This window comes from Paenibacillus lautus (assembly GCF_050482385.1).
Classification (GTDB): domain Bacteria; phylum Bacillota; class Bacilli; order Paenibacillales; family Paenibacillaceae; genus Paenibacillus_AQ; species Paenibacillus_AQ lautus_B.
This window is the reverse complement of record NZ_JBCNHV010000030.1, coordinates 64696-88800: the sequence shown is the minus strand read 5'-3', so window position 1 is coordinate 88800 and position 24105 is coordinate 64696. Positions and strand designations below refer to the sequence as shown.

The following is a 24105-nucleotide window of genomic DNA, read 5'->3' as shown; positions in this document are numbered from 1 at the left end:
AGCTGATTACCATAACGATACGTCACTCACGCGCCTGGATATATTATTTACAGCAACAATGAGAAGCAGCGAGATCGCCGATTTGAATAAACCAATGGCCGTGGAATAGGCTAGTTGCCCTTGTTGGAGACCTGTTTTTAAGACATAAGTGTCCAATATCTCGGAGACGTTTAATGTTGCTGGGGACTGCATCAGCCAGATTTGGTCAAAACCTGCGTTCAGTATTCCGCTAAGGGAGAATATGAGCAGTATGCCTATCGTTGGAACAAGGCATGGAAGCGTAATCTTAAATAGTTTGCTCCATCGACCCGCCCCGTCGATTTCCGCAGCTTCATACAAGTGTGGATCGATATTCGTTAACGCGGCTAAATAAATGATTGAACCCCAGCCTATACCTTTCCAGATGTCAGAAATGATGACCAGTGGATAGAATAATTCCGGCTTTCCCATAAAAAAGATCGGATCCAAACCCATTTGGTACCGAATGTCATTGATAAGCCCTACGTTCGGAGACAAGATTTTTTGAAGTAAGGTAACGACAACGACCCACGAAACGAAGTGCGGCAGGTAGGAAATCGTTTGAAACACTCTTTTGATTCTTTTGTGCATGACGGCATTGAGCATTAAGGCTAGGATCAATGGAGCTGGAAATCCGAAAATAAGTTTAAGGGCACTAATGGATAACGTATTTCGGAGTACTTCGTAAAATTTGGAATCGTTTAAAAACTGTACGAAGTATTTGAAGCCTGCCCATGAACTCCCCATGATCCCCAGATTGAATTTGTAATCTTTGAACGCGATTATAATGCCGTACATCGGGTAGTAAGCAAAAACCAGAAACCAGATGATAGCTGGAAGCAAAAACAAATATACATGCCTGAAATACCATATTTTAGTTAGTTTCCTGTTCTTTTTTAATTGCTCAAATCCAGCAATACCAACACCTTTTGGTACCATCCTCGGAACACCTCCTACTTCTTCGTCGTATCGGATTTTTACGAATCCATTCCCGATAGCTTAGGAACAGAGCCAATGCCAATGGTTTTCGATGTTTCGACGGTATATAACGACTGTCTCCCCCTCCTCTATTGCAAGCGGTTTCATTTTTATAGTTTAAATATATTCAATATGGTGTAGGAATCATTCCATAATTTTATTTTGTACATCGTGCGCACTCCTCCCTATGCACACGATGCGTGGTTTAGGGCATGTTTGATGGCTGTCGGCTATATTCAGGTGTTTGTATTCCTTGACAAGGATACATTATATTCAATATATGCATATGAAATGGTTTAATGAAAATGTTTATTGAAATAAAGCAACCTGGGAATGGTCTGAAGAGCTTCTGCTGGATTTCTTTATGGAATTGGACTTATTATGGGAGGATTTCATGAGAGGAAGTTGTAGTTGACCTAGTAGAAGAGTCCGTTGCATCCGTCGCTTCCTTTGTCAGGTTCGAAAGAAAGCGCGTCGGACTCGTATTTAGGTTACCTATATAGGGGGAAGCGGGTGTTGATATCATGAAGTGGAGAGAACGTTTTTTCCCGTCGTCTCGCCAATCACCAATTCCGGTTCCACTAGGGTTTTAAAGTATTTTCCTTGTTGCCCGTCATCACTGTTAATGACCTCAAGCAGCGTGTAAGCCGCACGGTAGCCCATGTCTCGTTCAAACTGTTTAACATGTGTGAAAGTGCTGTATCCTTCGATGATGGAAGTCGGATCGTCAAAACTGATAATGGAAATGTCCTCAGGCACCTTCAATCCAACTTGACGGGCAATCTGATAGATTTTCACTCCAAGACTTCCATTTAGCGTAATATAGGCCGTTGCCATTCGATTTTGGATATAGCGGTACAGTGGATGTGTTTCAGCTTGCTCAAGACTTCCTATTTCAAAACCAGTCACGATGTGGGCAGGGTTTATGAGTGCTCCCTTTTCCTTAAAGGCATTCATATATCCATCGATCCGCTCTTGAACGGTGACGGTTTGTATGGGCGAATCGGAGCATATGGCGATTTCACGATGCCCCAGCTCCCACAGGTAATTTACCGCCATGTTAGCGCCAAGCCTGCCGTCTGATGCTATATAATGAGTTTCTACCCCAGGAAGGTAACGGTCGATGAGAACGAACGGAAACCCCGCAAATTTCATGCTTAATATTTCCTCGTTGAATAATTCCTCGTCAACCGGGAAAATCAATAACCCTTCCACTCCGATGTTACTGCATGTCTTGATCGCCTCTTTTTCCTTATCAATGTCCCCCTCCGATAAATAGATAACACAACGGTAATCGCTTTCATTTAGGGCTTGCTGAATACCTTGTATAAGTCTAATCGTAAAATAGTCATAAATGCTGGGCAAAATTAGGCCTATCAACCGCGTCCCCATTTCACCGCTAGTTTTATGGATAGGCTTTACGGCAATTTTAGGAGATGTCGTCGGCATTTCATATTCAGGCTCGCTTACAAAAGTCCCCTTTCCGGGCACCCTGGTTATGATTCTTTCGTTAACCAAACCGGCCAGGGCATTAACGACCGTAATCTTGCTTACTCCGAAACGCTCCATGAGTTCCTTTTCCGTAGGGATACGGTCTCCAACCTTCAGTACTTGCGACGATATTAATTCTCGTATATACTCTTGAACCCTCTGATACAAAGGTACCCTTTCCGTAGAGCTCATCCGAATCACCACATTTCATACAATATGTTTAATATATACATTACGAAAGGTGCAACCGTTTTATTCCATGTCCTTTCTTTGTTTGTGGTTGGTGCTGCGCCCACAGGAGGTTGTGTTATGTTGCAGAGTAAAACAATCCCCAGCCGTTTAGCCGAGGCTTTTCGCCGATTTAGTATTAGGGTGGAAGATATGCGACGTACAGGTGGACACTATTATGTGAATTTCCTACAATGTGGTCACTTTTGTGCATTCTAAAGGGCAGTTCTGGTTAATAGGTAATTTGGTTATCCCTGAGTAATAAAATGAGCAATTGATAAGAAATCATAACATTTGTTACATGCTATGATATAAGAAACTTAGCATGAAAGGAGAAAACAAAATGGCAACAAACAATATCAGGGAACCAGAGAATGATAATGCCCTTACTCCACAAAATCCGTCTAAACCAGATCCTGCAATGGTACGCTTGAATGTCTTCATAGGGAAATGGAATACAGAGGGTGTGATTAAAGCGAGTCCGTCTGGGCCAGTTGATCAGCTGAAAGCAGTAGATACCTACGAGTGGTTGCCCGGGGGTCATTTTCTTATTCATCATGTTGATGGCCATATGGGAAAGGATGAGGTTAAGGCTATTGAGATCATTGGCTATGATGCTTCCAGTCAGAAGTACACCACACACTCATATGACAACCAAGGCAATTTCAGTGCATACCAAGCGAACCTAATCGACCGTGCCTGGACAATTTTGGGCAAATCGGAGCGTTTTACAGGAATGTTTAGTGAAGATAGCAACACCTTAACAGGTAGTTGGGAGCTGTCAAACGACGGTAAGAATTGGGTACATTGGATGGACATCAAGTTGACTAAAATCATCTAGCTAATAGGCTGGTACTACCCCTTAATGCACAAAATATTGGTTTTAATAATCTAAACTCCTATCTAACATCCACTGACCGATTAATTTGGTCTGCTCAACGATTAGCTCACTCTTGTTGTAAAAATCAAAACACCTCCAAGGTTGTCTCTATTGAAGCATTCCCTTGAAGGTGTTTTGATTGATCCCACTCTATGGGGTCTTTTAAGTGTATAAATTTACTGTGTACAGCCTTAAAACTGTTCCAAAACCTTGGATTTGTCACCATAAACCCTTTCCAGGTGATCCTCTCCCCAATAGCATAAATAGTCTAGCGCGGGCTTTAATCCCCACCCGTAGGCCGTTAACTCATACTCCACTTTAGGTGGGATCTCTTTATAAACCTTTCTTGCAACATTCTCATCCTTTTCCAGGCCTCTTAGTTGAGTGGTCAGCATTTTTTGAGTTATGTCGGGTATTAACCGTCGAAGCTCAGACGTCCGTTTCCGGCCAGTCATCAAATGATAGATGATTAAGGGCTTCCATTTCCCCCCCCATTACTTCTAATGCCGCCTCCACTCCAACTTTATACTTCTTTTGAACGTTATTTTTCCTCTTTTCAGTCATCTCTTATTCCTCCGTTAAAAGGCTGTATTTTTGCTAGGAACATAAGATTCTTTCATTTCAGTCCGTTATTCAGGTAAGTTTCTAGGGCATCTTTCTAGGGCACTTCCATGTTTCTATGGCACCTCTACCATCCTATAGAACTTGAAAGTGCGTACTTCCAGAGTATTTTGTTACTGTTTATAATAGCATCAGCCATTGATCGTGGCTACGAGTTAGCTGTTAAGAAAGGTAGTGAACATACAAGCATGAGAGTATTAAGCGTTGTTTCGCACCCAAGAAAGGATTCCCTGACTTTTAAGATTGCCGATCGTTTTGTAAAAGGTCTTGCCGAGGCTGGCCACGACTATGAGATATTGGATTTACACGGGATTGGCTTTGACCCTGTTTTAAAAGGCGTAGATGAACCTGATTGGTCAGCCGAGGAACAGTCCTTTTCCCCTCAGGTAGAAATGGAAATAAGGCGAATGAAGGAGTATGATGCCTTGGCATTTATTTTTCCAATTTGGTGGTGGCATTTGCCAGCTATGCTAAAAGGTTATATTGACCGGGTATGGAACAATGGGTTTGCGTACGGTTCGAATCAGCTTCATCATCAGCATGTCTTGTGGATTGGTTTGGCGGGCGTTTCGAAAGAACAGATGAAAAAGCGTAACTATGATGAAATGATGACGCATCTTCTCAATGTGGGAATTGCAGATTATTGCGGTGTATCCAATTCCAAGGTAGAATTTTTATACGAGACTTTGGATTCCAATCCCAGGCATTATGAGATGCTGCTTAACCAAGCCCATCACTTAGGGCTAAATTATGCCAAGCAGTAAGCTTTAAGTTAAGTCTGAACTATCATATTTGCGTTATTATGCGTGTACGTTGTTGTTTGCTCTTGCCCACTGCTGGCGCCACCTTCTGCGTACGATTTACCTACCACGTCATAACTGTAACAAATCGCCGTTCCATCCGGCAGCGTTTCTGTTACCATTTTCAGGTTTTCATGCTGTTCATTAAAATCACTATTGTGCAAACCTATTTAGATCATTATCTAATCGGTAATCGGACCATCTTCGTATCCTTTACTGCACCATCCTGCCCATCAGTTAAACAAAGGCAGCCGATCTCGTAAACGGCTGCCTTCTCTTGTCTTCTATTGAACTAACCTCTCCCGTTAGCATAATGATCAGCAATTCTAGTTATGATACGTTTCACCGCCGTATAAATATCTTACAATTTATCAACGTATGTCATGTGTTCTTTTTTTCGGCAGATAAAAAATAACGCTTAATTAATACCCTGCTCATTATTTGTTTAGTGTAATCTTCTTTCGACCATCTTTTGATTCAAAGATGACTTCCTTTTCATTCAGCCATACAGGACGATCAAATCCTAATGTTCTCTCAGCATTTGGATGTGAATCATGATCATAAACCGTAATTCCTACATCTTCTTCAGGTAGTTTTTTCATTAGAAAAGGAAACGACTTTTGATAAAATTCATATGAATAATGGCTTTCGCCTAAGGTTGCTACTCGGTGCTTTATAATTAGAGTTTCCGTTCCTTTAGGTGAATCCACATAGTCGTATTCCCATTCCATAAATAAAAAAGCAATCCGATAACCTATTAATAAAAAGAATAATATGACAATAGGAAGCCATATAATCTTTTTTTTTGATATTAATAACATTAAAGTTAGTACTACTATATTAAATACGATAAAACTATTCCATCCAGAAGTATCAAAGATTAAGTAGTATTGTTTAAGACTTACTAAAAGCAATGTTGCATCTACTATCAGCGCAAGCATAAGCAAAAATAATACGTATTTTTTACTTGTGCTTGTTTCCACATCTTTCATCTAACGGCACCTCCGATGGACACGGCGCGTTGTCCTAACGTGGACTCCGTGTCTCTTGCAGCAGCCATCATTATACCGCGCGCCAGGAGAGACACGCGGTAAGAAATAATAACAACTACCCTCCATTATACTACCATCTTTGGAAAATTGTATTATGAAATCTTGAAGTCTTTTTATTATACATAACTGCCCTTAGCGCTTCTTCTTGTCTTTATTGAACTATCGTACCCCGTTAATTTAATAATAAATAATGATAATGAGGACGAAGCATTTTATAAAACAAACCTTTAACACGCTTCGCCATTTGAACCTGTTTCAAGTTATCTAACACTTTAGGATAGTGGTCTTGTCCAAAGAGAGTTGTACTATCAATATATATTTCTTATCGTCGGACGCAATATTTGCTTTTTATGTGATAAAATGTAATTCAAAATAAATGAAGGGGCTGATTTTTTGAACTTATCGATCTTAGCTCTTATCCTTGTCGGGATAATCACTATCTATGCCATTGCATTTACCATGATAATAAAGTCACTTGGCCGGAAATTTAAAGACAAATCTAATATGTATTTTCTATATGCATCCATTATCTTGGTTATCCAATCTTATCTTATAATTAAGGATTTTTTAGGAAAACAGCCTTTAAGTTCAGTCAATATTTTATTTTTCTTAATGGCGTTTATGCTGATTTTCCAAGGAATAAGGCGGAAAAATCAAATAACATAAAATAAGAATCTGTTTGCTTTCTGTAAAGTGTTTTTTCTAAGACAGATGGCTCTTGTTATAAATTATTCTGTGCCCTGTTATAGCATAAAAGGACACACAAACCAAATTGTGTGTCCACTTGTCAAGACTATTTATCTATACCTTCATATCTAAAAGGAAGAACCTTCTGGCTGGCTAGCAGGCGAGCGATGCACTAATCCACCGGAGATGGATTGGGGATACTTTAGGAGGTTGTATATCGGGCATGCGCGCTCAACCACTTCATGAAGCTCGGTGATGGTTTCGGCGGATTCTTCGGATACGATGTGAATGTTATATTCGATATTATGCGGATATATGGGAATGTCCTCGTATCCCGGTTTGCCGGCAAGCGGGTGCAACTGACCCGTGACTTCGACTTCAAGGGATTCCAGCGATATGCCCCGTTCCGCAGCTTGAATCAACGTAATATGAGTCAGGCAGCTGCCTAATACGCCAAGCTGAATTTCAGGTGATGAGGGACCGAGGCTATATCCAGCATAATTCTCAGGGCTGTCGCTGATAATTTGGAAGTCGCGTATACGTATTTCTCGAACGCCGCTGCGGCCTTTCGCCTGTACCTTGGCCGAATAGGTATTCGGCTTGGGGTCTTGCTCCGCTTGAGAACGCAGGGCCTCTGCCGCCGCTTTTTTTTGTGCTAAATAATCATTTAATGTAGTCATGCTATCTCGCTCCTTTACAATTTTGATATTTTTAACGAAAAAAAGACACAGCTAAGCAGCTCATCCCTGCTTAAAGCTGTGTCTCCGACGATTCGGTCAACACTCGTTTGCTTGATTATTCCATTTCATTGACGGAATTGGATGACAGGCTGGGGGACATTCCCAAATAATCGAACAGCCCCTGCTCAATTTGTAGAATTCGTTCCACTCTCAAACTATAGGTCGATACCGTCTCTCCGACGACATGAACGTTGAGCAGTCCCGCACTGCGCAAATTGAAAATATGATCATTCGTTATGCCTTTGGATATGCCAAGATGTCGAACCACTTCGATAAAAGTACGCGGTTCGCTGCGCAAAAAGTGCAGAATCCGCAAACGGCTCTTCTCGCTCAGACTGCGAAGAAGCCGGTATAAATGAAGCGACGGCTCGTCGTCTTCCTCAGCATACGACTCGATCCTGGATGCATAATGGCAGAGGGTCAGGCTTCCGTACGAATAAAAGATATTGCCGGGCTGCACTCCTTCTTTGACCTCTTATGATTGACTGGCTGCCGGTATCCAGCAGCCATTTCGCTCATATTTTACAACATTCCGCATCGTCCGAACACGCCCTCCGGGCATATCCTCAATGAGTTACATAAGGATCCGAAGATGGCGTGCCGCTTCAAACGAGATGACATGCCACGTAATGATCATCCCCCACGTTGCGGAACTCGGGCACGACTTCCTTACACTGCGCCAAGGCATAAGGGCAGCGTGTATGGAACTTGCAGCCAGAAGGCGGTTGAGCCGGACTCGGAATGTCCCCTTTGAGCACGATCCTCTCCCGCTTCAGCCTCGGTACCGGGACAGGGATCGCCGATAGCAATGCTTGGGTATATGGATGCAGCGGACGGCCGAACAGTTCGTCACGCGAAGCCATTTCCATCATGGAACCGAGATACATCACCCCGATGCGATTGCACAAATGCTCCACGACGCTTAAGTCATGCGAAATGAACAAATAGGTTAATCCGCGATTATGCTGAAGTTTCTGAAACAAATTGATGATTTGTGCCTGGATGGACACATCAAGCGCGGATACCGGCTCATCGGCGATTATGAAATCAGGATTCAGCACCAGAGCGCGGGCAATGCCGATCCGCTGCCGCTGGCCGCCTGAAAACTCGTGCGTAAACCGATTGTAGTGATAGGCAGACAGGCCGCAAGCTTCCAGTACATCCAGCACCTGACCACGAACCTCGGATTTTTCGGCCAAATCGTGTTCAAACAGCGCTTCGCCGATTGCGTCTCCGATGCGGATACGCGGGTTAAGCGAGCTGTAGGGGTCCTGAAAGATAAGCTGCATTTTAGGCCTGAGCTTTCGCATCTCCGATTTGGGCAGGTCGTGAAACGGGATACCTTTGTACAGGATGTCCCCGCTGGTTTTCTCATGAAGCCGGAGTATCGTGCGCCCAACCGTGCTTTTGCCGCTGCCGGATTCGCCGACCAGGCCGAACGTTTCTCCAGCCCGAATTGTCAAACTGATATCATCGACCGCTTTGACGTGACCAACGTTACGATTAAGCAGCCCGGCGGTAATGGGAAAATATTTTTTTAAATGTCGTACTTCCAGCAATGCTTCACTCATGCCGCGCCTCCTCTTCATACAACCAACAGGCCGTCCTGTGACCGGGCTCCACCTCTCTTAATGACGGCTGCCGGGATCGGCAGATGGCCATGCAGCTTTCACAGCGATCATGAAAATAGCAGGATTCCGTCAGTTCAAGCGGATTGGGTACCTGGCCTGGGATGGAGTACAACAGGTCCGAGCGCTGGCCGAGGATCGGTTTGGATTTCAGCAATCCCTTCGTGTAAGGATGTTTCGGACGGTCGAAGATTTCCTCGACGTCTCCCTCCTCGACGATTTTCCCCGCGTACATGACGATGACATAATCCGCCATCTCGGCCACCACACCAAGATCGTGCGTAATCAGCAGGATCGACATATTGGATTGCTCTTTGCTTTCCCTCAGCGTTTCCAGTACCTGCGCCTGGATGGTAACGTCCAATGCCGTCGTCGGTTCGTCTGCGATCAACAGCTTGGGGCCGCACGAGATCGCAATCGCAATCATGATCCGCTGCAGCATGCCTCCGGACAATTGATGGGGATAGGAACCCGCGATTTGTTCCCCTCGGGAAATGCCGACCAGCTCGATCAGTTCAAGCGCTCGCGCATAGGCTTGTTTTTTGTTCATCTGGCGATGGAGCATAAGCGGCTCCATGATTTGCTTGCCGATCGTAATGACCGGGTTCAGGGAAGACATCGGTTCCTGGAATATGATCGAGATGTCGTTGCCCCGAATTCGGCGCATCTCTTCTTTGCTGACCTTTAGAAGATTCTTGTCCCCGAATTGGATCCGGCCGTTCACCACTTTCCCGTGCGGCCCTTCAACCAGTCCCATGATCGACATGGCCGTGATGCTCTTGCCGCAGCCGGATTCGCCCACGACGCATACCGTTTCGCCTTCGCGGATGCGAAAGCTGATATCGTCCACCGCTTTGACCGTTCCGGTTCCGGATTCGAAATAAGTGCTTAAATGATTGACCTCGATTAATGAATTCATTATCCGTTCACCTGCTTGTATTCTGTTTAGGATCGAGAACGTCCCGCAATCCGTCACCGAAAATGTTGATGGCAATGACCGTCAAAAAAATCGCCAGACCTGGCGGAATCCACAGCCAGGGCCGTTTTTCAAAATCGATGACGTTATTGGCCGCATCGATCATATTTCCCCAAGTGGGTGTCGGGGGCATGACCCCGAGCCCGAAGAAGCTAAGCACCGATTCCGACAGTATCGCTCCTCCGATACTAAGTGTGGCAATGACGATCAGAAGCGGGAAGACATTGGGCAGTAGATGGCGAAACAGCTTGCGCTTATCGCTGAGACCTAGCACGTCGGCAGCTATCATATACTCCCGTTCCCGCAAGGTCAGCATTTGGCTGCGGACGAGCCGCGCCACGCCGGGCCAGCCGATGACGCTGAGCATGAGCATGACCAGATACAGCCGATAGTCGGTTGGAACCTTCCAATCCGACATCAACGCCCCCATGATGAAGAGAATCGGAAGCCCCGGGATCGTAAACAACAAATCGGCGGTTCGCATGATCAACTGATCGACTACTCCGCGATAATAACCCGAGATAACGCCGAGAACCGTCCCGATTGTCATGGACAACGCCATGGACGCAAGGCCGACCGTGAGCGAAATTCGGCCTGCTTGCAAGAGCCGGGTCAGCACATCGCGGCCAAGCAGGTCCGTTCCCAGCCAATGCTTGCCGCTGGGGGGCTGGTGCATCATGGCGGGATTGATTTTACCATCCGCATATGGCGAGAATAAGGGACCGATAAAGCAAGCAACAAACATCAACACGATGAAGGCGAAGCCAGTTACGGCCAACTTGTTTTTCCTGAGTTTCCGAGTGGATTGCTTCCATAAGGAGTCTGAAACATTCATTCCTCGGCTGGCTTTTCCGGCTTGACTTGCCGTCGTTGGAATCGACAAAGGTAGCTCCTCCTTTCTTTAAAGCCTGACCCGGGGATCGGAAGTGTGGTAGAGGATATCGGATATGAGCGTCCCGACGATCGTCAAGATAGCCAAAAACATGGTAAAGCCCATGAGGAGCGGATAATCCCGAACCGTGAAGGATTGCATGTACAACTGGCCGATGCCCGGCCAATTAAATATCTTCTCAATGATGATGGAGCCGCCGAAAAGGCCCGGCAATTCGAAGCCAATCAACGTAATCGCGGGCAGCATCGCGTTTTTCAATGCGTGGCGGAACAGCACCGTTCTCTCCTTCAACCCTTTCGCACGGGCGGTGCGGACATAATCCTGCCGAATCACCTCCAGCATGTTGCTCCGGAAATAACGGGTGAGCGACCCGACGCCAAGCAAAATCATGACGGCTGCCGGAAGCAACATATGGTGCACTACCTCGACGACGTAGTCCCAGCCCTCGGCCCGGCTCCCTGTCGTAATCATTCCACCTGGCGGGAGAATCTTTAAATCGACGGCGAATACTTTGATCAGGAATAATCCGATGAAGAACGAAGGGATCGACATCGCGGCGAAGATGCCGATCATCACCAGGGTATCCAGCAGCGAGTATTGCTTATAGGCCGTAAGAACGCCCACGACGACCGCAATGAACCAGGTGAAGAACGTCGAAACCACAGCCAGCAGAAAGGAGTTCCATATGTAATCCTGAAACAGGTCCAGGACGGGGCGCTGCTGGGCCAAAGAATAACCGAAATCGCCTTTGAAAATGTTGGCCATCCAGTTCACGTATCGTTCAATGACAGGTTTGTTCAACCCGTGGATTTCCCTTAGTTCCGCTTTGCGCTCATCGCTCAAACTCAAGTTGTTGTCGACATAGTCGCCTGGCGTTAAGGAGTACAGGATAAAGATTAACAAGGACGCTCCAATTAATATCAAGAGCATGTACAAGCATCTTCGGAGCAAATAGGTTCTCATGTTCTCTCCTTCATCAGTCATCTCCTTGCCTGATGGGTTCAGGCAAGAGATGTCTTCTTTGATAGAGCTGTCTAATCTTCCCTCCAGCTGCCAGCTCGCCTATTGCAAATTCCATCCCGGCAAGCTGAATGCGATACCCGCGAGCGGGTTCAACTCAAAACCGCCGATGCGTCCGTTGATCGCGATGACGGATTTCGTATAGTTGGTAAACATGATCGGCAATTCGTCATTCAATATTTTGAACATTTCGTGGTAAATCGCTTTACGCTCTTCGACGTCGCCAGTAGCAAGACCCTGGGCGTAGAGCTCTTCGATGCGCGGATTGTCATAGCCCTTCGTTTCTCCTTTGATGAACCGCTCCACCCCTTGCGAAGGATCGCTGATAATCGTCGTCGAGAATGAAGCCATATCATAATCGCCGCTATTGACCTTGGATACAAGCGTGTTGAAATCCGGGAATTGCTCAGGCACGAAATCAACCCCGATTTCTTGATAGTTCTCTTTGGCGACGGCAATGAAAATATCGGTATTCGGGCTCTTCGATCCCAAATAGTTAATACGGAGCTTGACCCCGTCCTTTTCCCGAATGCCGTCTGCGCCGACCGTCCAGCCTGCTTCGTCCAGCAATTGTTTAGCTTTCTCCGGATCATAGGGATACGGGTTGATATCTTCCTCGGTATAGGACCACAGAATCGGAGATGATGGAATGTTGGCGATCGATGCAGCCCCTTGCCTGGAATCCACGTAAATCAGCTGACGATTCAGACCGTAAGTCAAGGCTTGGCGAACCCGCTTGTCTTTCAATGAATCCCTCTCCAGATTGAATTGATTATAGCCGTAGTTGCTGGCCGTGGACGGAATCAGGTTCAAGAAGCCGAGGGCTTTCAATTTCTCGATGTTATCCGTCGTAGCCGCGAAGCTGCCATAGTCGACTTCCCCGGTTTCGATAAACTGCCAAGTGTCGCCCTCCGTCGTCTTGTAGATGAAATATTCGGTTTTCGGTTTGCCTAACACATAGTGTTCATTGGCGACAAAACGCACTTCTTGGCCCGGAATGAACTTCTCCAGCTTGTAAGGTCCGTTCGTGATCGGATTGGCGTGCAGGTTCTTAATATAATCCAGGTTGCCGAACTGATAATCCTTGCCATAGTACGCTTTGGACAATATGGGTCCGCCAAGCACAGTCAACGCCGTTGCGTTGGTCTCTTCCAGCGTCACGGAAATGGTTCGATCATCGATAATTTGAATGCCTTCAATGGAATCCGCTTTGCCGTCCTTGTAGGCTTGACCGCCTTTGATCTTCGCCTCCACCACGCTGTTGAGGCCGTCATACGACGGATCATGAAGCAAGGTCCATGTAAATTCCACGTCCTCGGTTGTCATGGGGGAACCGTCGCTGTACTTCAGCCCTTCGCGAAGATAATACGTATAAGTCAGCTTATCCTCGGAAATGTCCCATTTCTCCGCGAGACCCGGAATCGGCAAACCGTCGGTATCGACGCGGACAAGCGGGGTGTACAGGACAGAGTTGACGTTCCCGTCATAGCCCACTTGGGTGAAGTATGGCGTGAAGGCCCCGCTCGGATTCACCAAAGTCACGATAATCGCATCATTGCGCTGTTTCGCCCTGTCCGGGAGCTTGTTTAAATCGGTTGCGGCCAAGGGTGCTTCGAGTAAATGGCCCTCCGTCCCCTGCTCAGCCGGCTCACTGGAGGCAGTCGCTTGGGGAGTTGAAGGCGGCGACGCCTCAGGCTCGTTGTTGGCAGATTCGGAGGAGCAAGCAGACAGTATTAGGAATAGCGTCAATAACCCTAACCATAACAATCCGGAATATCGTTGTTTTCTCATAGAAACCACCTTTGTCTATTTTTAGAAACCCATCTTCCAAGTAAAATAATAATTCAAATAGGATAACTAGGATTTATGGCCAGACTGATGCATCAGTAAGATCATTTTAGCCAGCGTTATGGATTCTGTAAATAGCTAACTTCCGCGTGTTTCTGTCTAAACAGAAACATTCTGGCGGCTTTTGAACATTACAATGCTGGCCTTAGATTGGCCAGCATTTGTTCAAATGTTGGATATCATATCTTCTTCGCTGTTTCAACGCTTACGATGGACTTCATCAATCCATACATGTTCTTTCATCCCCGTTTTCGAATGGCACGACATGCTTCGTGATAGGAAGAAAATCGAATGTGCGCGCTCCGTTCAATCCCTGAGTTCAGAATCCGTTTTTGCATCGATGACCTATTGGGCACCGCGGCTTTCCGCTAATCCGAATGGAACGCTATTGGTCCAAATGTTGAGTCTTCCATATCAGTCAAATTTAGTATTTCACGTACGGTTCGAGCATTTAATTTTTTTAAAAAAATCTTTCCCCGTGGCTTTTGCAAGTCGTTTTGCATCCCAACAGCACTTAAATACGGAATAAAGACTGTCGAGGATATGCTTAAAAATAAAAAAAGCCACATTTAATGTGACTTTCAAGATATTATGTTCTTCTCGTCCGACAGGAATGGGGACACTTTTGTAACAATACGAATGCTCTCTTATCTCCCGAATTGTGTCGGCGATACTCAGGACAATCACACTCCCATTGTTAGTGGCCCTGCGATTGGCACTGGCACTTACCAACGCCAGGCGGCCGCTCGCCTACTCCGTCTCTTTGTCAGCCCAATGCGAGGATACGCTTTGCAGAAAACGCAGAATAACGTGTAATTCCGCTTCCTTAAACGGCTCAAGCAGCTGCATAAACCTCTCCTCCTCCAGCATGTGAAGCTGTTGATGGAGCTCAAAAACCCGTCTGCCCTTCTCCGTCAGGCTAAAGTAGACTTCCTTCTTATTATCATTCAGTTGCCGTCGATGGATATAACCTTCCTCCAACAGCTTCACGCTGATCTTCGTAATACCGGCCTTGGACAAGTCCATCTTCTCTGCAAGCGCCGTATTGTTGATCGGCTCGTTTTTGCCGATGCAGTCGATGACGTGCACGCTAGTCAAATGACGCGGGATCGACTCCAATTGCTGCTCCTGTGCATAACGAAAAATCTTGTCCTGCTCCGATTCGATCCTTTGCTCGCTCAGATGCACAAAATGAACAACCTGATCATGGACCAGCCATTTGATCGTCTCCAATGTATTCATCATCTCGTACCTTTCGTAACATAGAATATAGTTAACCGAGAAACAATCGTATCATGTTCCGATACCAGAGAGCAACGTTCCTCTACCAAGGATACGAGATGATTAACGCACGGGATCGCTTTAGGCTCCGCTGGTTCCCCGTTCCTTCTGCCGCGCTTTGCGAATTGCAAAGACAAATGGTAGTGCCAGCAGGACAATAAGCGTTGATAAAATGTTCAAATCGTTGATGCCCATCGTTGTGGACAGGTGGGCCAAGTTCGGTCCGACTTCCCCATCGGTCAGCCTTGCGGCGTGGTCAGCCGTACGTGAAGATAGCAGCGTGGTGAATAGAGCCACACCGAACGATACGAATACATTCCGCAGCCAGTTCTGAATGGAGGAGGCGTGTCCGATATATTCGTGGGAAATCTCCTCCATCCCGGCCGTCGTCGCCGGCATCAGCACCAGGGCGAGACCTAGACTGCGGACCGTCATCCACAAGAGCGTATATGCAGATGAGCTGTCGATTTTCAGCCACGCTAGCGGCAAATTTCCTGCGGCCATCAACAGTACGCCAACAAGCAGTAGCGGCATGGGGCCAACCACTTTGTACAGCCGACCGACAACCAAGGACATAATCGCCATGGCACATGTAGCTGGTAACAGAATCATCCCCGAATCAAGTGGCGAATGTCCCTGAACATTTTGCAAGAAAACGGGAACGAGGAGCATGCCCGAAAAAAAGTTGATCATCACGATACACAGCAATATCACCGTCGACGTGAATCGCCGATTCAGAAATACTTTGAGCTGTAGAAGCGGCGTGTCGATTGACATCTCGCGCCAAAGAAACAGTGCTAACGCCAATAGCCCGCCTCCCAGACAAAGCAGCGTACGGGCCGAGCCCCATCCCCAACCGGAGCCTTGCGACAACGTGATCAACAGCAGCGAACTTGCGGCGATGACCGTCAGAAGCCCCCATACATCGAAACCCTTCGGTACTTTCAGACGATAGTAAGGAATGAAGAAAACGGCAACAACGATCGCAAGCACGCCAAGCGGCACATTGGTCCAGAAGAGCCACTGCCAGGAGCCGTGCTGGATAAGCCAACCTGCGTAAGTCGGTCCAATGGCTGGCGCCACGATCGAAGCTGCGATCCAGATGCTCATGGTGACAGACTGCTGGTGCCTGGGGATGATTTGAAATATCATGGTCATCGACGCCGGCACTATAATACCGCAGAACGCGCCCTGAACAATGCGGAAGGCGATCAGCATCGACGCGTTCCAAGACAAGGCGCACAGTACGGAAGCAACCGTCATGCCAAGCAAGGCGAAAATATACAATCGCTTATAACTGAAGCGTTGGCCGAAATAGCCAGCTGTAGGCGCGAAGGTCCCGAGCGCCAACATGAAGCCTGTCAGTGTCCATTGCACAACACTTAAGTCGGTTGCAAATTCTTTTGCAAGACCGGCAAAGCTATATTAATCGTATTGCTATTCAACAGCGAAAGGAAGTTTCCCATGAAAATCGCTACAATTAATGGTATAAGCTTTAGGGGCTTCTGAGTTTGTTGCTCTTGTGTGTTCATTAAATTCGTTTGTTTCATAGCAGGTTCCACCGCCCCTCACTTACATTGTTTACTAGTTAACCAAAATAATAAATCTACACGCATTAGCGGCAGGTTTCAATCCAATTCATGCCCTTATTCCATAATCTTGTCTGGCTCGGCAACCTGCTTGATCTTACTTTCGATATGCTTCTCGCTTCCTAGGTAATATCTCTGAACCGGATGTAGTCGGTCATCAAGATTATATACAAGCGGAATACCCGTTGGAACGTTCAAATCAATAATCTCTTTTGAGCTGAGATTTTCCAGAAACATGATTAATGCCCGTAGACTATTGCCATGTGCAGCGATAATGACATTTTTACCGGCTTTGATCTGCGGTGCAATTTCCTTATCCCAATAATCCCTAACCCGAACAACCGTTTCCTTGAGGCTTTCCGTTAACGGGATAAGCTCGTCATCAATGTCGCGATATTTAATATCGTATCTCGGATAACGGGCATCGTCCTTTGTCAACGCAGGAGGCAGCACATCATAGCTTCTACGCCATAATTGAACCTGCGCTTCTCCATATTTCTCAGCGGTGGTGGTTTTGCTTAAACCTTGAAGTGCACCATAATGGCGCTCATTAAGCTGCCATGTTTTATATACAGGGATCCACAGCAAATCCATTTCTTCCAGCACATAATCTAGTGTTTTAATCGCTCGCTTCAAATATGAGGTGTAAGCTACATCAAATACGAACTGTTCTTCCTTAAGTAATCTGCCGGCATGTAAAGCCTCTTGAATGCCTTTATCCGACAAGTTTACATCCATCCAGCCCGTAAATAAATTCGCTTTGTTCCACAGACTTTCTCCATGTCTAATCAAAACCAATTTATGCATCTTTCTCCCATCCTTCCTGATGAACTCGGTTGCCAACCCCATAATTCTGGACAGATGATAGAGCTTACCCTATACTGCCTTCCATCTCCAGCTTAATGAGCCTGTTCATTTCAACTGCATATTCCATGGGCAGTTCTTTTGTAAACGGCTCGATGAAGCCCATCACGATCATCTGGGTCGCTTCGTCTTCAGACAGGCCACGGCTCATCAAGTAGAAGAGCTGGTCCTCGGATACCTTGGAGACGGTCGCCTCGTGCTCAAGCGTGACATTGTCGTTCATGATCTCGTTATAAGGGATTGTATCCGACGTGGACTCATTATCGAGAATGAGCGTGTCGCATTTGATGTTCGATTTGGCTCCTGAAGCTTTGCGTCCGAAGGAAGCCAGACCGCGGTACGTTACTTTACCACCATGCTTGCTGATCGATTTTGATATGATGGTCGAAGTCGTGTGCGGGGCCAGGTGAATCATTTTGGCCCCGGCATCTTGATGCTGCCCTTTGCCAGCGACCGCAATCGAGAGTACCGAACCCTTGGCTCCACGGCCTTTTAACACTACGGAAGGGTATTTCATCGTCAGTTTGGAGCCAATATTGCCGTCCACCCATTCCATTGTTGCGTTTTCTTCGGCTATCGCCCGCTTTGTCACCATGTTGTAAATATTGGGTGCCCAATTTTGAATAGTTGTATACCGCGCACGGGAATTTCGCTTACTGATGATTTCTACAACGGCACTATGTAACGAGTTCGTGCTGTAAATCGGTGCCGTACAGCCTTCTACATAATGCACAAAGCTGTCCTCTTCCGTAATGATGAGCGTCCTTTCGAATTGTCCCATGTTCTCCGAATTGATGCGGAAGTAAGCTTGCAATGGGACCTCGCATTTTACCCCTTTCGGAACATAGACAAAACTTCCTCCTGACCATACCGCGCTGTTAAGTGCGGCAAATTTGTTATCGCTCGGCGGAACAATGGTGCCAAAATATGGGCGCAGTAGATCCGGGTGCTCGCGCAGCGCCGAATCCGTGTCTGTGAAGATGACCCCTTGCTCCTCTAGGTCTTTCTGGATGCTGTGATACACGACTTCGGATTCATACTGGGCCGACACACCGGCAAGATACTTTTGTTCCGCTTCCGGTATGCCAAGTTTGTCAAAGGTTTGCTTAATCTCAATCGGCACTTCCTCCCAGGTTTTCCCCTGCTTCTCGGAAGGCTTGACATAATATTGAATATCATTGAAGTCCAGTGTTCGCAGATCGCCGCCCCATGCAGGCATCGGCATACTTTGGAACAGTTCCAGCGACTTCAGACGAAAGTCGAGCATCCAGCCGGGTTCGCCCTTCATCTCCGATATGGTGGCAACAATCTCACGAGTTAGTCCTTTGCCGGATTGAAACACCGCTTGATGCGCATCTTTGAAGCCATACTGATATTCTCCCAGCTCCACCATTTCCTTGGCCATATGTTGTCATCCTCCTTATTCGGATATGCTTGCTTGATCTATGTTCTTGATTTGCCCCAGCTTATGTTCCACGAGCGCTTGCATCTGATTGGCTACACCTTCCAGCGGTACTTCGGCCACAACGGGAGCGAGGAAACCATACACGATTAGCCGCTCAGCCTCTACGCGGCTAATGCCTCTGGACATCATATAGTACAGTTGTTCCGGATTCACTTGTCCGACGCTGGCGGCGTGTCCGGCTTTCACATCGTCTTCATCAATCAACAGGATCGGATTGGCGTCGCCGCGCGCGTCGGGATGCAGCATTAATATTTTTTCTGTCTGCTGTCCGTTCGCCCCGCTTGCTCCCTTCTCAATTTTGGTGATTCCATTCAATATTGCGGTTGACTGCTCTCTCATCACCGCTCGGATAACCATATCGCTTGGCGAATTCTTGCCATAATGGACCGTCCGGGCTGTAATATTCATGATCTGCTTGCCGGATCCCACCAAGATTGACTTTATATCCGAACGTGCCCCTTCGCCTTTGAGTATGGATGCCGTATCGCTCATCGAGTTGCCCCAATTCATTTCGCCATTCAACCAATTCACACTTCCGTCTTGTTCAACGATTGCGCGCCGATAAGTCAGGTCGATCACGTCTCTTTCCAGTTGGTGCAATGACACGACATTGACTTTTGCACTTTCGCCAACGAATACTTCCATAACGGCTTGATTCACAGCCACACTCTGATCTAATGAGGACATGGTATTCTCCACCAGCGTTACGGTACTACGCTCCTCGGCTACCACTAAAACATGCGGCATAAAGAGCGTATCGGGTTCGTCTACAAAACAAAGCGTCTGCAGCGGGGTCTCTACCTGAACCCCCTCAGGAATGTAAATAAAGGCTCCGCCGCTCCAGTGCGCGGCATGCTGCGCAGTAAGCAGATTCTCTTCAGTCTGCACGGCTTGCATGAAATAAGGCTTTACAAGTTCCGGATACTGCCTTGCTGCTGTTTCCAGATCGGTCAGAATAATGCCTTGCTTCTGAAGTCCTTCTGACAAGCACTTAATTAATGGGCCCGAATTTCGCTGTACCAGCACATTGTCCGAGTACACCCATTTCCTGATGGTTTCCGGCAATTCATCGAGGGACTTTACCTGCTCTGGCTTACGGCATATCCCTAGCTGCCGTAATGGCCACCGCTGCAGATTAGTCTTTTCCAACTTGGGCAGCTGCAGGGTGCTGACGGCATCCAAGCCTCTCTTCCTCAACATGGTCAACCAATCCGGTTCTGCTTCATATTGAAGTTGCCCTGATACCTGGTTCTCTGCACTGTTCATTGTCATGTTATGGCTCCCCCCTTTCAGATGCGCGGTGACTTGGTCTGCATCGGAATTTGAAACGGCTCTTCTTCATCCGGCGCCGCCGCTTCCTCTGTAATACCCAGTTCTTCTTTGATCCACTCATATCCGTCTGCTTCTAACCGCTCCGCTAATTCCGGGCCCCCGGACTTAACGATGGTTCCTTGCATCATCACATGTACAAAGTCCGGCTTGATATAATTAAGAAGTCGCTGATAGTGCGTGATAATTAAGAATCCTCGATCTGTACTGCGCAAAGCGTTGACCCCTTCAGCAACGATGCGCAGGGCATCAATGTCCAGACCGGAGTCGATTTCATCCAAAATGACCAATGACGGCTCGAGCATCATCATTTGCAAAATCTCATTTCGCTTTTTCTCCCCACCGGAAAAGCCCTCGTTCAAGTAACGATGCATAAATTCCGGGTTCATCTCCAGCGTCTGCATGCTTGCTTCCATCATCCGCACAAATTTGATCAACGAGATTTCCTGGCCTTCTTCACGTTTGGCATTGATCGCACTACGCATGAAATCGGAATTCGTGACCCCCGTGATCTCACTCGGATATTGCATGGCCAGAAACAATCCTGCCCGGGCCCTTTCATCCACTTCCATCTCCAGCAGATCTTCTCCGTTCAGCGTAACCCTTCCCTCCGTTACTTCGTACTTGGGGTGCCCCATCAAAGCGGAGGCCAATGTACTCTTCCCTGTTCCATTCGGTCCCATTACGACATGAATTTCTCCGCCATTTACCGCAAGGCTCAGACCTTTCAAGATTTCCTTACCTTCAACTGCCGCCTTCAATTGTTCTATTCGCAGACTCACTGTCATTTCATCGTCACTCCTTTTTATATGCGTTGCTCTTATTTTGTTTACTAGTAAACATATTATGTGATAATGATTCTCATTGTCAATATTGTTTTGAGAAAACACTATGAATATACCAGTCATGGAAAGCAAAAGTCCCGGGATTCCTTGACTAGATATCAGGTAATGCATAGGCTAAAATAGAATGAGCATACTGATCGTTTCATCAAATGAATACTTATTTGAAGGAGTGTCCATGAAAAAAGACAAGGAAATACTTCACGACCACGGACAAGATTTAAGCCATGCTTTAAAGCAAATGCCTGATGTGGAATATTTTCTGGACGGAGCCACCGTATTTCAACAGCTTTGCGACGGCACACGTTTGCGAATCCTTTGGTTGCTCTGTCATTGCGAGGAGTGCGGGAACAATATTTCAGCCGCTCTTGGCATTAGTGCCGCTTCTGTTTCTCATCACTTGAAATTGCTGAAGCTTCACGGACTGATCAAAAGCAGACGTGCGGGGAAAGAAGTTTATTATTCACTGGCCGACAATGAAAGAGCACGCCTGGTTCATCAAATGATAGATGATTTTTTTCAAATGACTTGCCCAAAGAAAGGAATTGCAGATCACAACCTCAATCGATAAAACTATAGATACTTTCTTAAGTTGTGCATTTCATTTTTGAACAATGCTTGATTCTTCCCTCAGCCGAATAAAGTCCGGTTCGTAGTAAGAAACGTTAGCCTTATTTAGTGCTGACCTAGCCATACATAGCCAGTCGGTTTCGCCTTTAGGGATGAAAAAAATTTATGGGTGCTCTTTTTCAAATGACCTTTCGGATATCTCCTCCAAATATTTTGCTCTTGCTCTATTCAGCAGTTCCATCAATACCATAATATCTTCCTCTGTTGTATCGTAGTTCGTAATGCAAGCCCGCAGAACGGGAGTCTTGTTTATTTCGTATACCGAAATCCATGCCTGCCCTGAACGCAATATCTCTTGACATATAAATGATGCGAAATTCGATTGGCTCTTTGATTGAATATTGGTATCTGTAAAGCAAACGACAGGCAATACAGTTTCATTGATAACCTTCCAGTTAGAGCAAGCAAGCTCCCGGCGCAACCGATTGCCCATCTCAGTCTGGTGCTGCACCATGCTTCGATAGCCTTCCCAACCAGCCGTCACAAGCGATAAATACACTTTCAAACCGATAAACCTTCGCGACCATTGAATCGAATGGGTGAACGGATCAATAATATCCAGATCAGCCCCTTCTTTAGGCATATAATCTGCCGTTATGCTGAATGTTCTATGTAAGATGTCCTTATGGCGTGTAATATAAATTCCCGCCCCCATCGGGACAGACATCCACTTGTGCGCATCGAAGGTAATGGAGTCAGCTCGGTCAATACCACAAAGTAGATCCAACAGTTCCGGTGCAAACACCGAGGCTCCACCATACGCAGCATCGACATGCAACCACAATTGCTCGCGTTCAGCCAAGTTTGCCATTTCGTTAATGGGATCAATCGCTCCGACGCCGGTCGTCCCACCCGTCGCAATGATGAGAAATGGAGTGTATCCAGCAGCGCGATCCACTTGAATTTGATGATGAAGCGCATCAACATCTATTTGCATTTCAGAGCCCGTCATAATCATACGAAGGGAATCCGTACCCAGTCCGCAGGAACGCGCTGCCTTTACCAGGGAATGGTGGCTCTCTGCAGAGGCGTACATGACGGGATGCTTGGGGAGCGACCTCAGTCCTTCTTTGGCATACGATGGAAAATGATGTACTAATGCGGTTAGTACGGCCGTCAGATTTGCTTCCGCTCCCCCCGTTGTAAATGTCCCATCCGCTTCATCTGCTGAATAACCGAATTTTGAAGCTATCTCTTTCAATACATAGTTCTCTATTTCGACCGCTACAGGTGCATGGCTCCATGCTGCAAGCTGCGGATTGAAAGCTGCAGTAATCGTGTCCGCCATAATTCCCATGAAGTTGGGCCGCGGATTATACAGGCCGAAATATCGCGGGTGTGGCGTATGCACCTGGTATTGCGTTAATCCCTCCAGGATATGATAAATCGCCTCGCGCGCGCTGACGGGATGCTCAAAGGATAATCTACGTGCGTGTTCTACAAGTGCATCCACGTTGAGTTCAGGTGAGACACGGACCCCGCGTATGTGCGTCAGGTAGTCATTGATTTGTTCCAACAGATAGGTTCCAATGTCCATTCGTTCATCCGTATCAAGATTAAGAACTGGATTTTGCTTCATCATGTGGGAAATGCATCCTCCTTCATCTTCTAAATTCCGTTGCTGATTCACAGTATAAACTCGCAGAACTCGGTTTTGTATCATCTTCGAATGAAACCGCAAGATTTCGAAACAATCTCTTCCTCTCGACGGCAGCCGACTCTGGTAAGAAGTAGTTCTTGCGTTGCCAGACGATTCGAGGTATTGAAAACCGTTCTTATTTCGTAAATCAAGAAAAATTCTTGTCATTCACTTTTGACAAGAACTTATATCGTTAAAACAAAAAAGCCGCATCTATGCGACTTTTAAGCATATAGGTTCTTGTCACCCGACACTAATGTGTCGATCGTAATGGCAAGACTGATTCCCTTTGATTCCCTGAAGGTTAACATCTACGGGAGAGGCTAGGTGGTGCTGTTGATATATGACACGTCAAAATTGTTATAGCCTTGTGCAAAGGGCAAAGTCCACAGAGTACCAAAGATATGTGTAAAATAGAGCTCGTCGTCGATAGGGTTGCGGCTAAGGCTCTGGAGGCGCTGTTGTTCGAGAAAATCGCAGCGGGCCCTACAACAAGATTAGCCAGGTCTTCATGAGCGATCCAAACTCCCCCGCCGTCGATGATGGCCGTATTGGTAAAGATGGCGGGACCAAAGTTGAATACGCCGCCGCCGCTGGAGGCTGTAGC

At 46.6% G+C, this 24105-nt stretch carries 19 protein-coding genes and 2 pseudogenes; 3 read left to right on the top strand and 18 right to left on the bottom strand.

Annotated features, from left to right (window positions below; translation table 11 throughout):
* Positions 1-6: 6 nt before the first annotated feature.
* Positions 7-957, bottom strand: coding sequence for an ABC transporter permease (locus ABEW73_RS31500; protein WP_430168738.1), 951 nt, complete (start codon positions 955-957; stop codon positions 7-9).
* 561 nt (positions 958-1518) lie between these two features.
* On the bottom strand, positions 1519-2679 hold the full coding sequence (locus ABEW73_RS31495) for a GntR family transcriptional regulator (RefSeq protein ID WP_430168735.1): 1161 nt from the start codon (positions 2677-2679) through the stop codon (positions 1519-1521).
* A gap of 379 nt (positions 2680-3058) precedes the next feature.
* Between ABEW73_RS31495 and ABEW73_RS31490 the strand changes: the two genes are divergently transcribed.
* The gene (locus tag ABEW73_RS31490; protein WP_430168732.1) at positions 3059-3556 is read left to right on the top strand and encodes a DUF1579 family protein; all 498 of its coding nucleotides are present in this window, start codon (positions 3059-3061) and stop codon (positions 3554-3556) included.
* A gap of 230 nt (positions 3557-3786) precedes the next feature.
* Here ABEW73_RS31490 and ABEW73_RS31485 read toward each other — a convergent pair.
* A pseudogene (locus ABEW73_RS31485) lies at positions 3787-4159 on the bottom strand (winged helix-turn-helix transcriptional regulator).
* 245 nt (positions 4160-4404) lie between these two features.
* Between ABEW73_RS31485 and ABEW73_RS31480 the strand changes: the two are divergent.
* Positions 4405-4980 (top strand): NAD(P)H oxidoreductase, encoded by a 576-nt coding sequence (locus ABEW73_RS31480; RefSeq protein WP_430168855.1) that lies wholly within the window; start codon positions 4405-4407, stop codon positions 4978-4980.
* Between the two features lie 473 nt (positions 4981-5453).
* On the opposite strand, the gene ABEW73_RS31475 is transcribed toward ABEW73_RS31480, so the two are convergent.
* The 14 genes and pseudogenes from ABEW73_RS31475 to sufC form a co-directional block, all read right to left on the bottom strand.
* Positions 5454-6008 (bottom strand): hypothetical protein, encoded by a 555-nt coding sequence (locus tag ABEW73_RS31475; RefSeq protein ID WP_430168729.1) that lies wholly within the window; start codon positions 6006-6008, stop codon positions 5454-5456.
* 875 nt (positions 6009-6883) lie between these two features.
* Positions 6884-7435 (bottom strand): OsmC family protein, encoded by a 552-nt coding sequence (locus tag ABEW73_RS31470; protein WP_430168726.1) that lies wholly within the window; start codon positions 7433-7435, stop codon positions 6884-6886.
* Positions 7436-7550: 115 nt separating this feature from the next.
* A complete protein-coding gene (locus tag ABEW73_RS31465; RefSeq protein ID WP_430168723.1) occupies positions 7551-7955 on the bottom strand; it encodes an ArsR/SmtB family transcription factor in 405 nt (134 codons plus the stop codon).
* 145 nt (positions 7956-8100) lie between these two features.
* Positions 8101-9066 (bottom strand): ABC transporter ATP-binding protein, encoded by a 966-nt coding sequence (locus ABEW73_RS31460; RefSeq protein ID WP_430168720.1) that lies wholly within the window; start codon positions 9064-9066, stop codon positions 8101-8103.
* Positions 9059-10042: an ABC transporter ATP-binding protein gene (locus ABEW73_RS31455; RefSeq protein WP_430168716.1), complete on the bottom strand. Its 984-nt coding sequence runs from the start codon at positions 10040-10042 to the stop codon at positions 9059-9061. The genes ABEW73_RS31460 and ABEW73_RS31455 overlap by 8 nt, the downstream gene beginning before the upstream one ends.
* A gap of 7 nt (positions 10043-10049) precedes the next feature.
* Positions 10050-10934, bottom strand: a complete 885-nt coding sequence (gene opp4C, locus ABEW73_RS31450; protein ID WP_430168852.1) for an oligopeptide ABC transporter permease — start codon at positions 10932-10934, stop codon at positions 10050-10052.
* 66 nt (positions 10935-11000) lie between these two features.
* Positions 11001-11954 carry an ABC transporter permease gene (locus ABEW73_RS31445; protein WP_430168713.1) on the bottom strand — a complete coding sequence of 318 codons (954 nt, stop codon included), beginning with the start codon at positions 11952-11954 and terminating at the stop codon, positions 11001-11003.
* 99 nt (positions 11955-12053) lie between these two features.
* Entirely contained in the window at positions 12054-13802 is a 1749-nt protein-coding gene (locus ABEW73_RS31440) for an ABC transporter substrate-binding protein (RefSeq protein WP_430168710.1), read from the bottom strand.
* Between the two features lie 807 nt (positions 13803-14609).
* Positions 14610-15104 (bottom strand): MarR family transcriptional regulator, encoded by a 495-nt coding sequence (locus tag ABEW73_RS31435; protein WP_430168707.1) that lies wholly within the window; start codon positions 15102-15104, stop codon positions 14610-14612.
* Between the two features lie 117 nt (positions 15105-15221).
* Positions 15222-16541: pseudogene (locus ABEW73_RS31430) on the bottom strand (MDR family MFS transporter); the annotation flags it as partial.
* Positions 16542-16786: 245 nt separating this feature from the next.
* The gene (gene gpmA / locus ABEW73_RS31425; protein WP_430168704.1) at positions 16787-17536 is read right to left on the bottom strand and encodes a 2,3-diphosphoglycerate-dependent phosphoglycerate mutase; all 750 of its coding nucleotides are present in this window, start codon (positions 17534-17536) and stop codon (positions 16787-16789) included.
* 64 nt (positions 17537-17600) lie between these two features.
* Positions 17601-18998: a Fe-S cluster assembly protein SufB gene (gene sufB, locus ABEW73_RS31420; protein WP_430168701.1), complete on the bottom strand. Its 1398-nt coding sequence runs from the start codon at positions 18996-18998 to the stop codon at positions 17601-17603.
* Positions 18999-19013: 15 nt separating this feature from the next.
* Complete coding sequence (sufD, locus tag ABEW73_RS31415) at positions 19014-20330, bottom strand: Fe-S cluster assembly protein SufD (RefSeq protein ID WP_430168699.1); 1317 nt, start codon at positions 20328-20330, stop codon at positions 19014-19016.
* 17 nt (positions 20331-20347) lie between these two features.
* Positions 20348-21175 carry a Fe-S cluster assembly ATPase SufC gene (gene sufC / locus ABEW73_RS31410; RefSeq protein WP_430168696.1) on the bottom strand — a complete coding sequence of 276 codons (828 nt, stop codon included), beginning with the start codon at positions 21173-21175 and terminating at the stop codon, positions 20348-20350.
* A gap of 232 nt (positions 21176-21407) precedes the next feature.
* Between sufC and ABEW73_RS31405 the strand changes: the two genes are divergently transcribed.
* Positions 21408-21800 carry an ArsR/SmtB family transcription factor gene (locus ABEW73_RS31405; protein WP_339290074.1) on the top strand — a complete coding sequence of 131 codons (393 nt, stop codon included), beginning with the start codon at positions 21408-21410 and terminating at the stop codon, positions 21798-21800.
* A gap of 162 nt (positions 21801-21962) precedes the next feature.
* Here ABEW73_RS31405 and ABEW73_RS31400 read toward each other — a convergent pair whose 3' ends face one another.
* Positions 21963-23441 carry a pyridoxal phosphate-dependent decarboxylase family protein gene (locus ABEW73_RS31400; RefSeq protein WP_430168693.1) on the bottom strand — a complete coding sequence of 493 codons (1479 nt, stop codon included), beginning with the start codon at positions 23439-23441 and terminating at the stop codon, positions 21963-21965.
* Between the last annotated feature and the right edge of the window lie 664 nt (positions 23442-24105).

Coding starts and splice junctions, on each gene's coding strand:
- ABEW73_RS31455 (WP_430168716.1), bottom strand. CDS start 10,042: ATGAATTCATTAATCGAGGTCAATCATTTAAGCACTTATTTCGAATCC.
- opp4C (WP_430168852.1), bottom strand. CDS start 10,934: ATGAATGTTTCAGACTCCTTATGGAAGCAATCCACTCGGAAACTCAGG.
- ABEW73_RS31435 (WP_430168707.1), bottom strand. CDS start 15,104: ATGATGAATACATTGGAGACGATCAAATGGCTGGTCCATGATCAGGTT.
- gpmA (WP_430168704.1), bottom strand. CDS start 17,536: ATGCATAAATTGGTTTTGATTAGACATGGAGAAAGTCTGTGGAACAAA.
- sufD (WP_430168699.1), bottom strand. CDS start 20,330: ATGACAATGAACAGTGCAGAGAACCAGGTATCAGGGCAACTTCAATAT.
- ABEW73_RS31475 (WP_430168729.1), bottom strand. CDS start 6,008: ATGAAAGATGTGGAAACAAGCACAAGTAAAAAATACGTATTATTTTTG.
- ABEW73_RS31490 (WP_430168732.1), top strand. CDS start 3,059: ATGGCAACAAACAATATCAGGGAACCAGAGAATGATAATGCCCTTACT.
- ABEW73_RS31480 (WP_430168855.1), top strand. CDS start 4,405: ATGAGAGTATTAAGCGTTGTTTCGCACCCAAGAAAGGATTCCCTGACT.
- ABEW73_RS31500 (WP_430168738.1), bottom strand. CDS start 957: ATGGTACCAAAAGGTGTTGGTATTGCTGGATTTGAGCAATTAAAAAAG.
- ABEW73_RS31445 (WP_430168713.1), bottom strand. CDS start 11,954: ATGAGAACCTATTTGCTCCGAAGATGCTTGTACATGCTCTTGATATTA.
- ABEW73_RS31400 (WP_430168693.1), bottom strand. CDS start 23,441: ATGATGAAGCAAAATCCAGTTCTTAATCTTGATACGGATGAACGAATG.
- ABEW73_RS31405 (WP_339290074.1), top strand. CDS start 21,408: ATGAAAAAAGACAAGGAAATACTTCACGACCACGGACAAGATTTAAGC.
- sufC (WP_430168696.1), bottom strand. CDS start 21,175: ATGACAGTGAGTCTGCGAATAGAACAATTGAAGGCGGCAGTTGAAGGT.
- ABEW73_RS31495 (WP_430168735.1), bottom strand. CDS start 2,679: ATGAGCTCTACGGAAAGGGTACCTTTGTATCAGAGGGTTCAAGAGTAT.
- ABEW73_RS31470 (WP_430168726.1), bottom strand. CDS start 7,435: ATGACTACATTAAATGATTATTTAGCACAAAAAAAAGCGGCGGCAGAG.
- sufB (WP_430168701.1), bottom strand. CDS start 18,998: ATGGCCAAGGAAATGGTGGAGCTGGGAGAATATCAGTATGGCTTCAAA.
- ABEW73_RS31440 (WP_430168710.1), bottom strand. CDS start 13,802: ATGAGAAAACAACGATATTCCGGATTGTTATGGTTAGGGTTATTGACG.
- ABEW73_RS31460 (WP_430168720.1), bottom strand. CDS start 9,066: ATGAGTGAAGCATTGCTGGAAGTACGACATTTAAAAAAATATTTTCCC.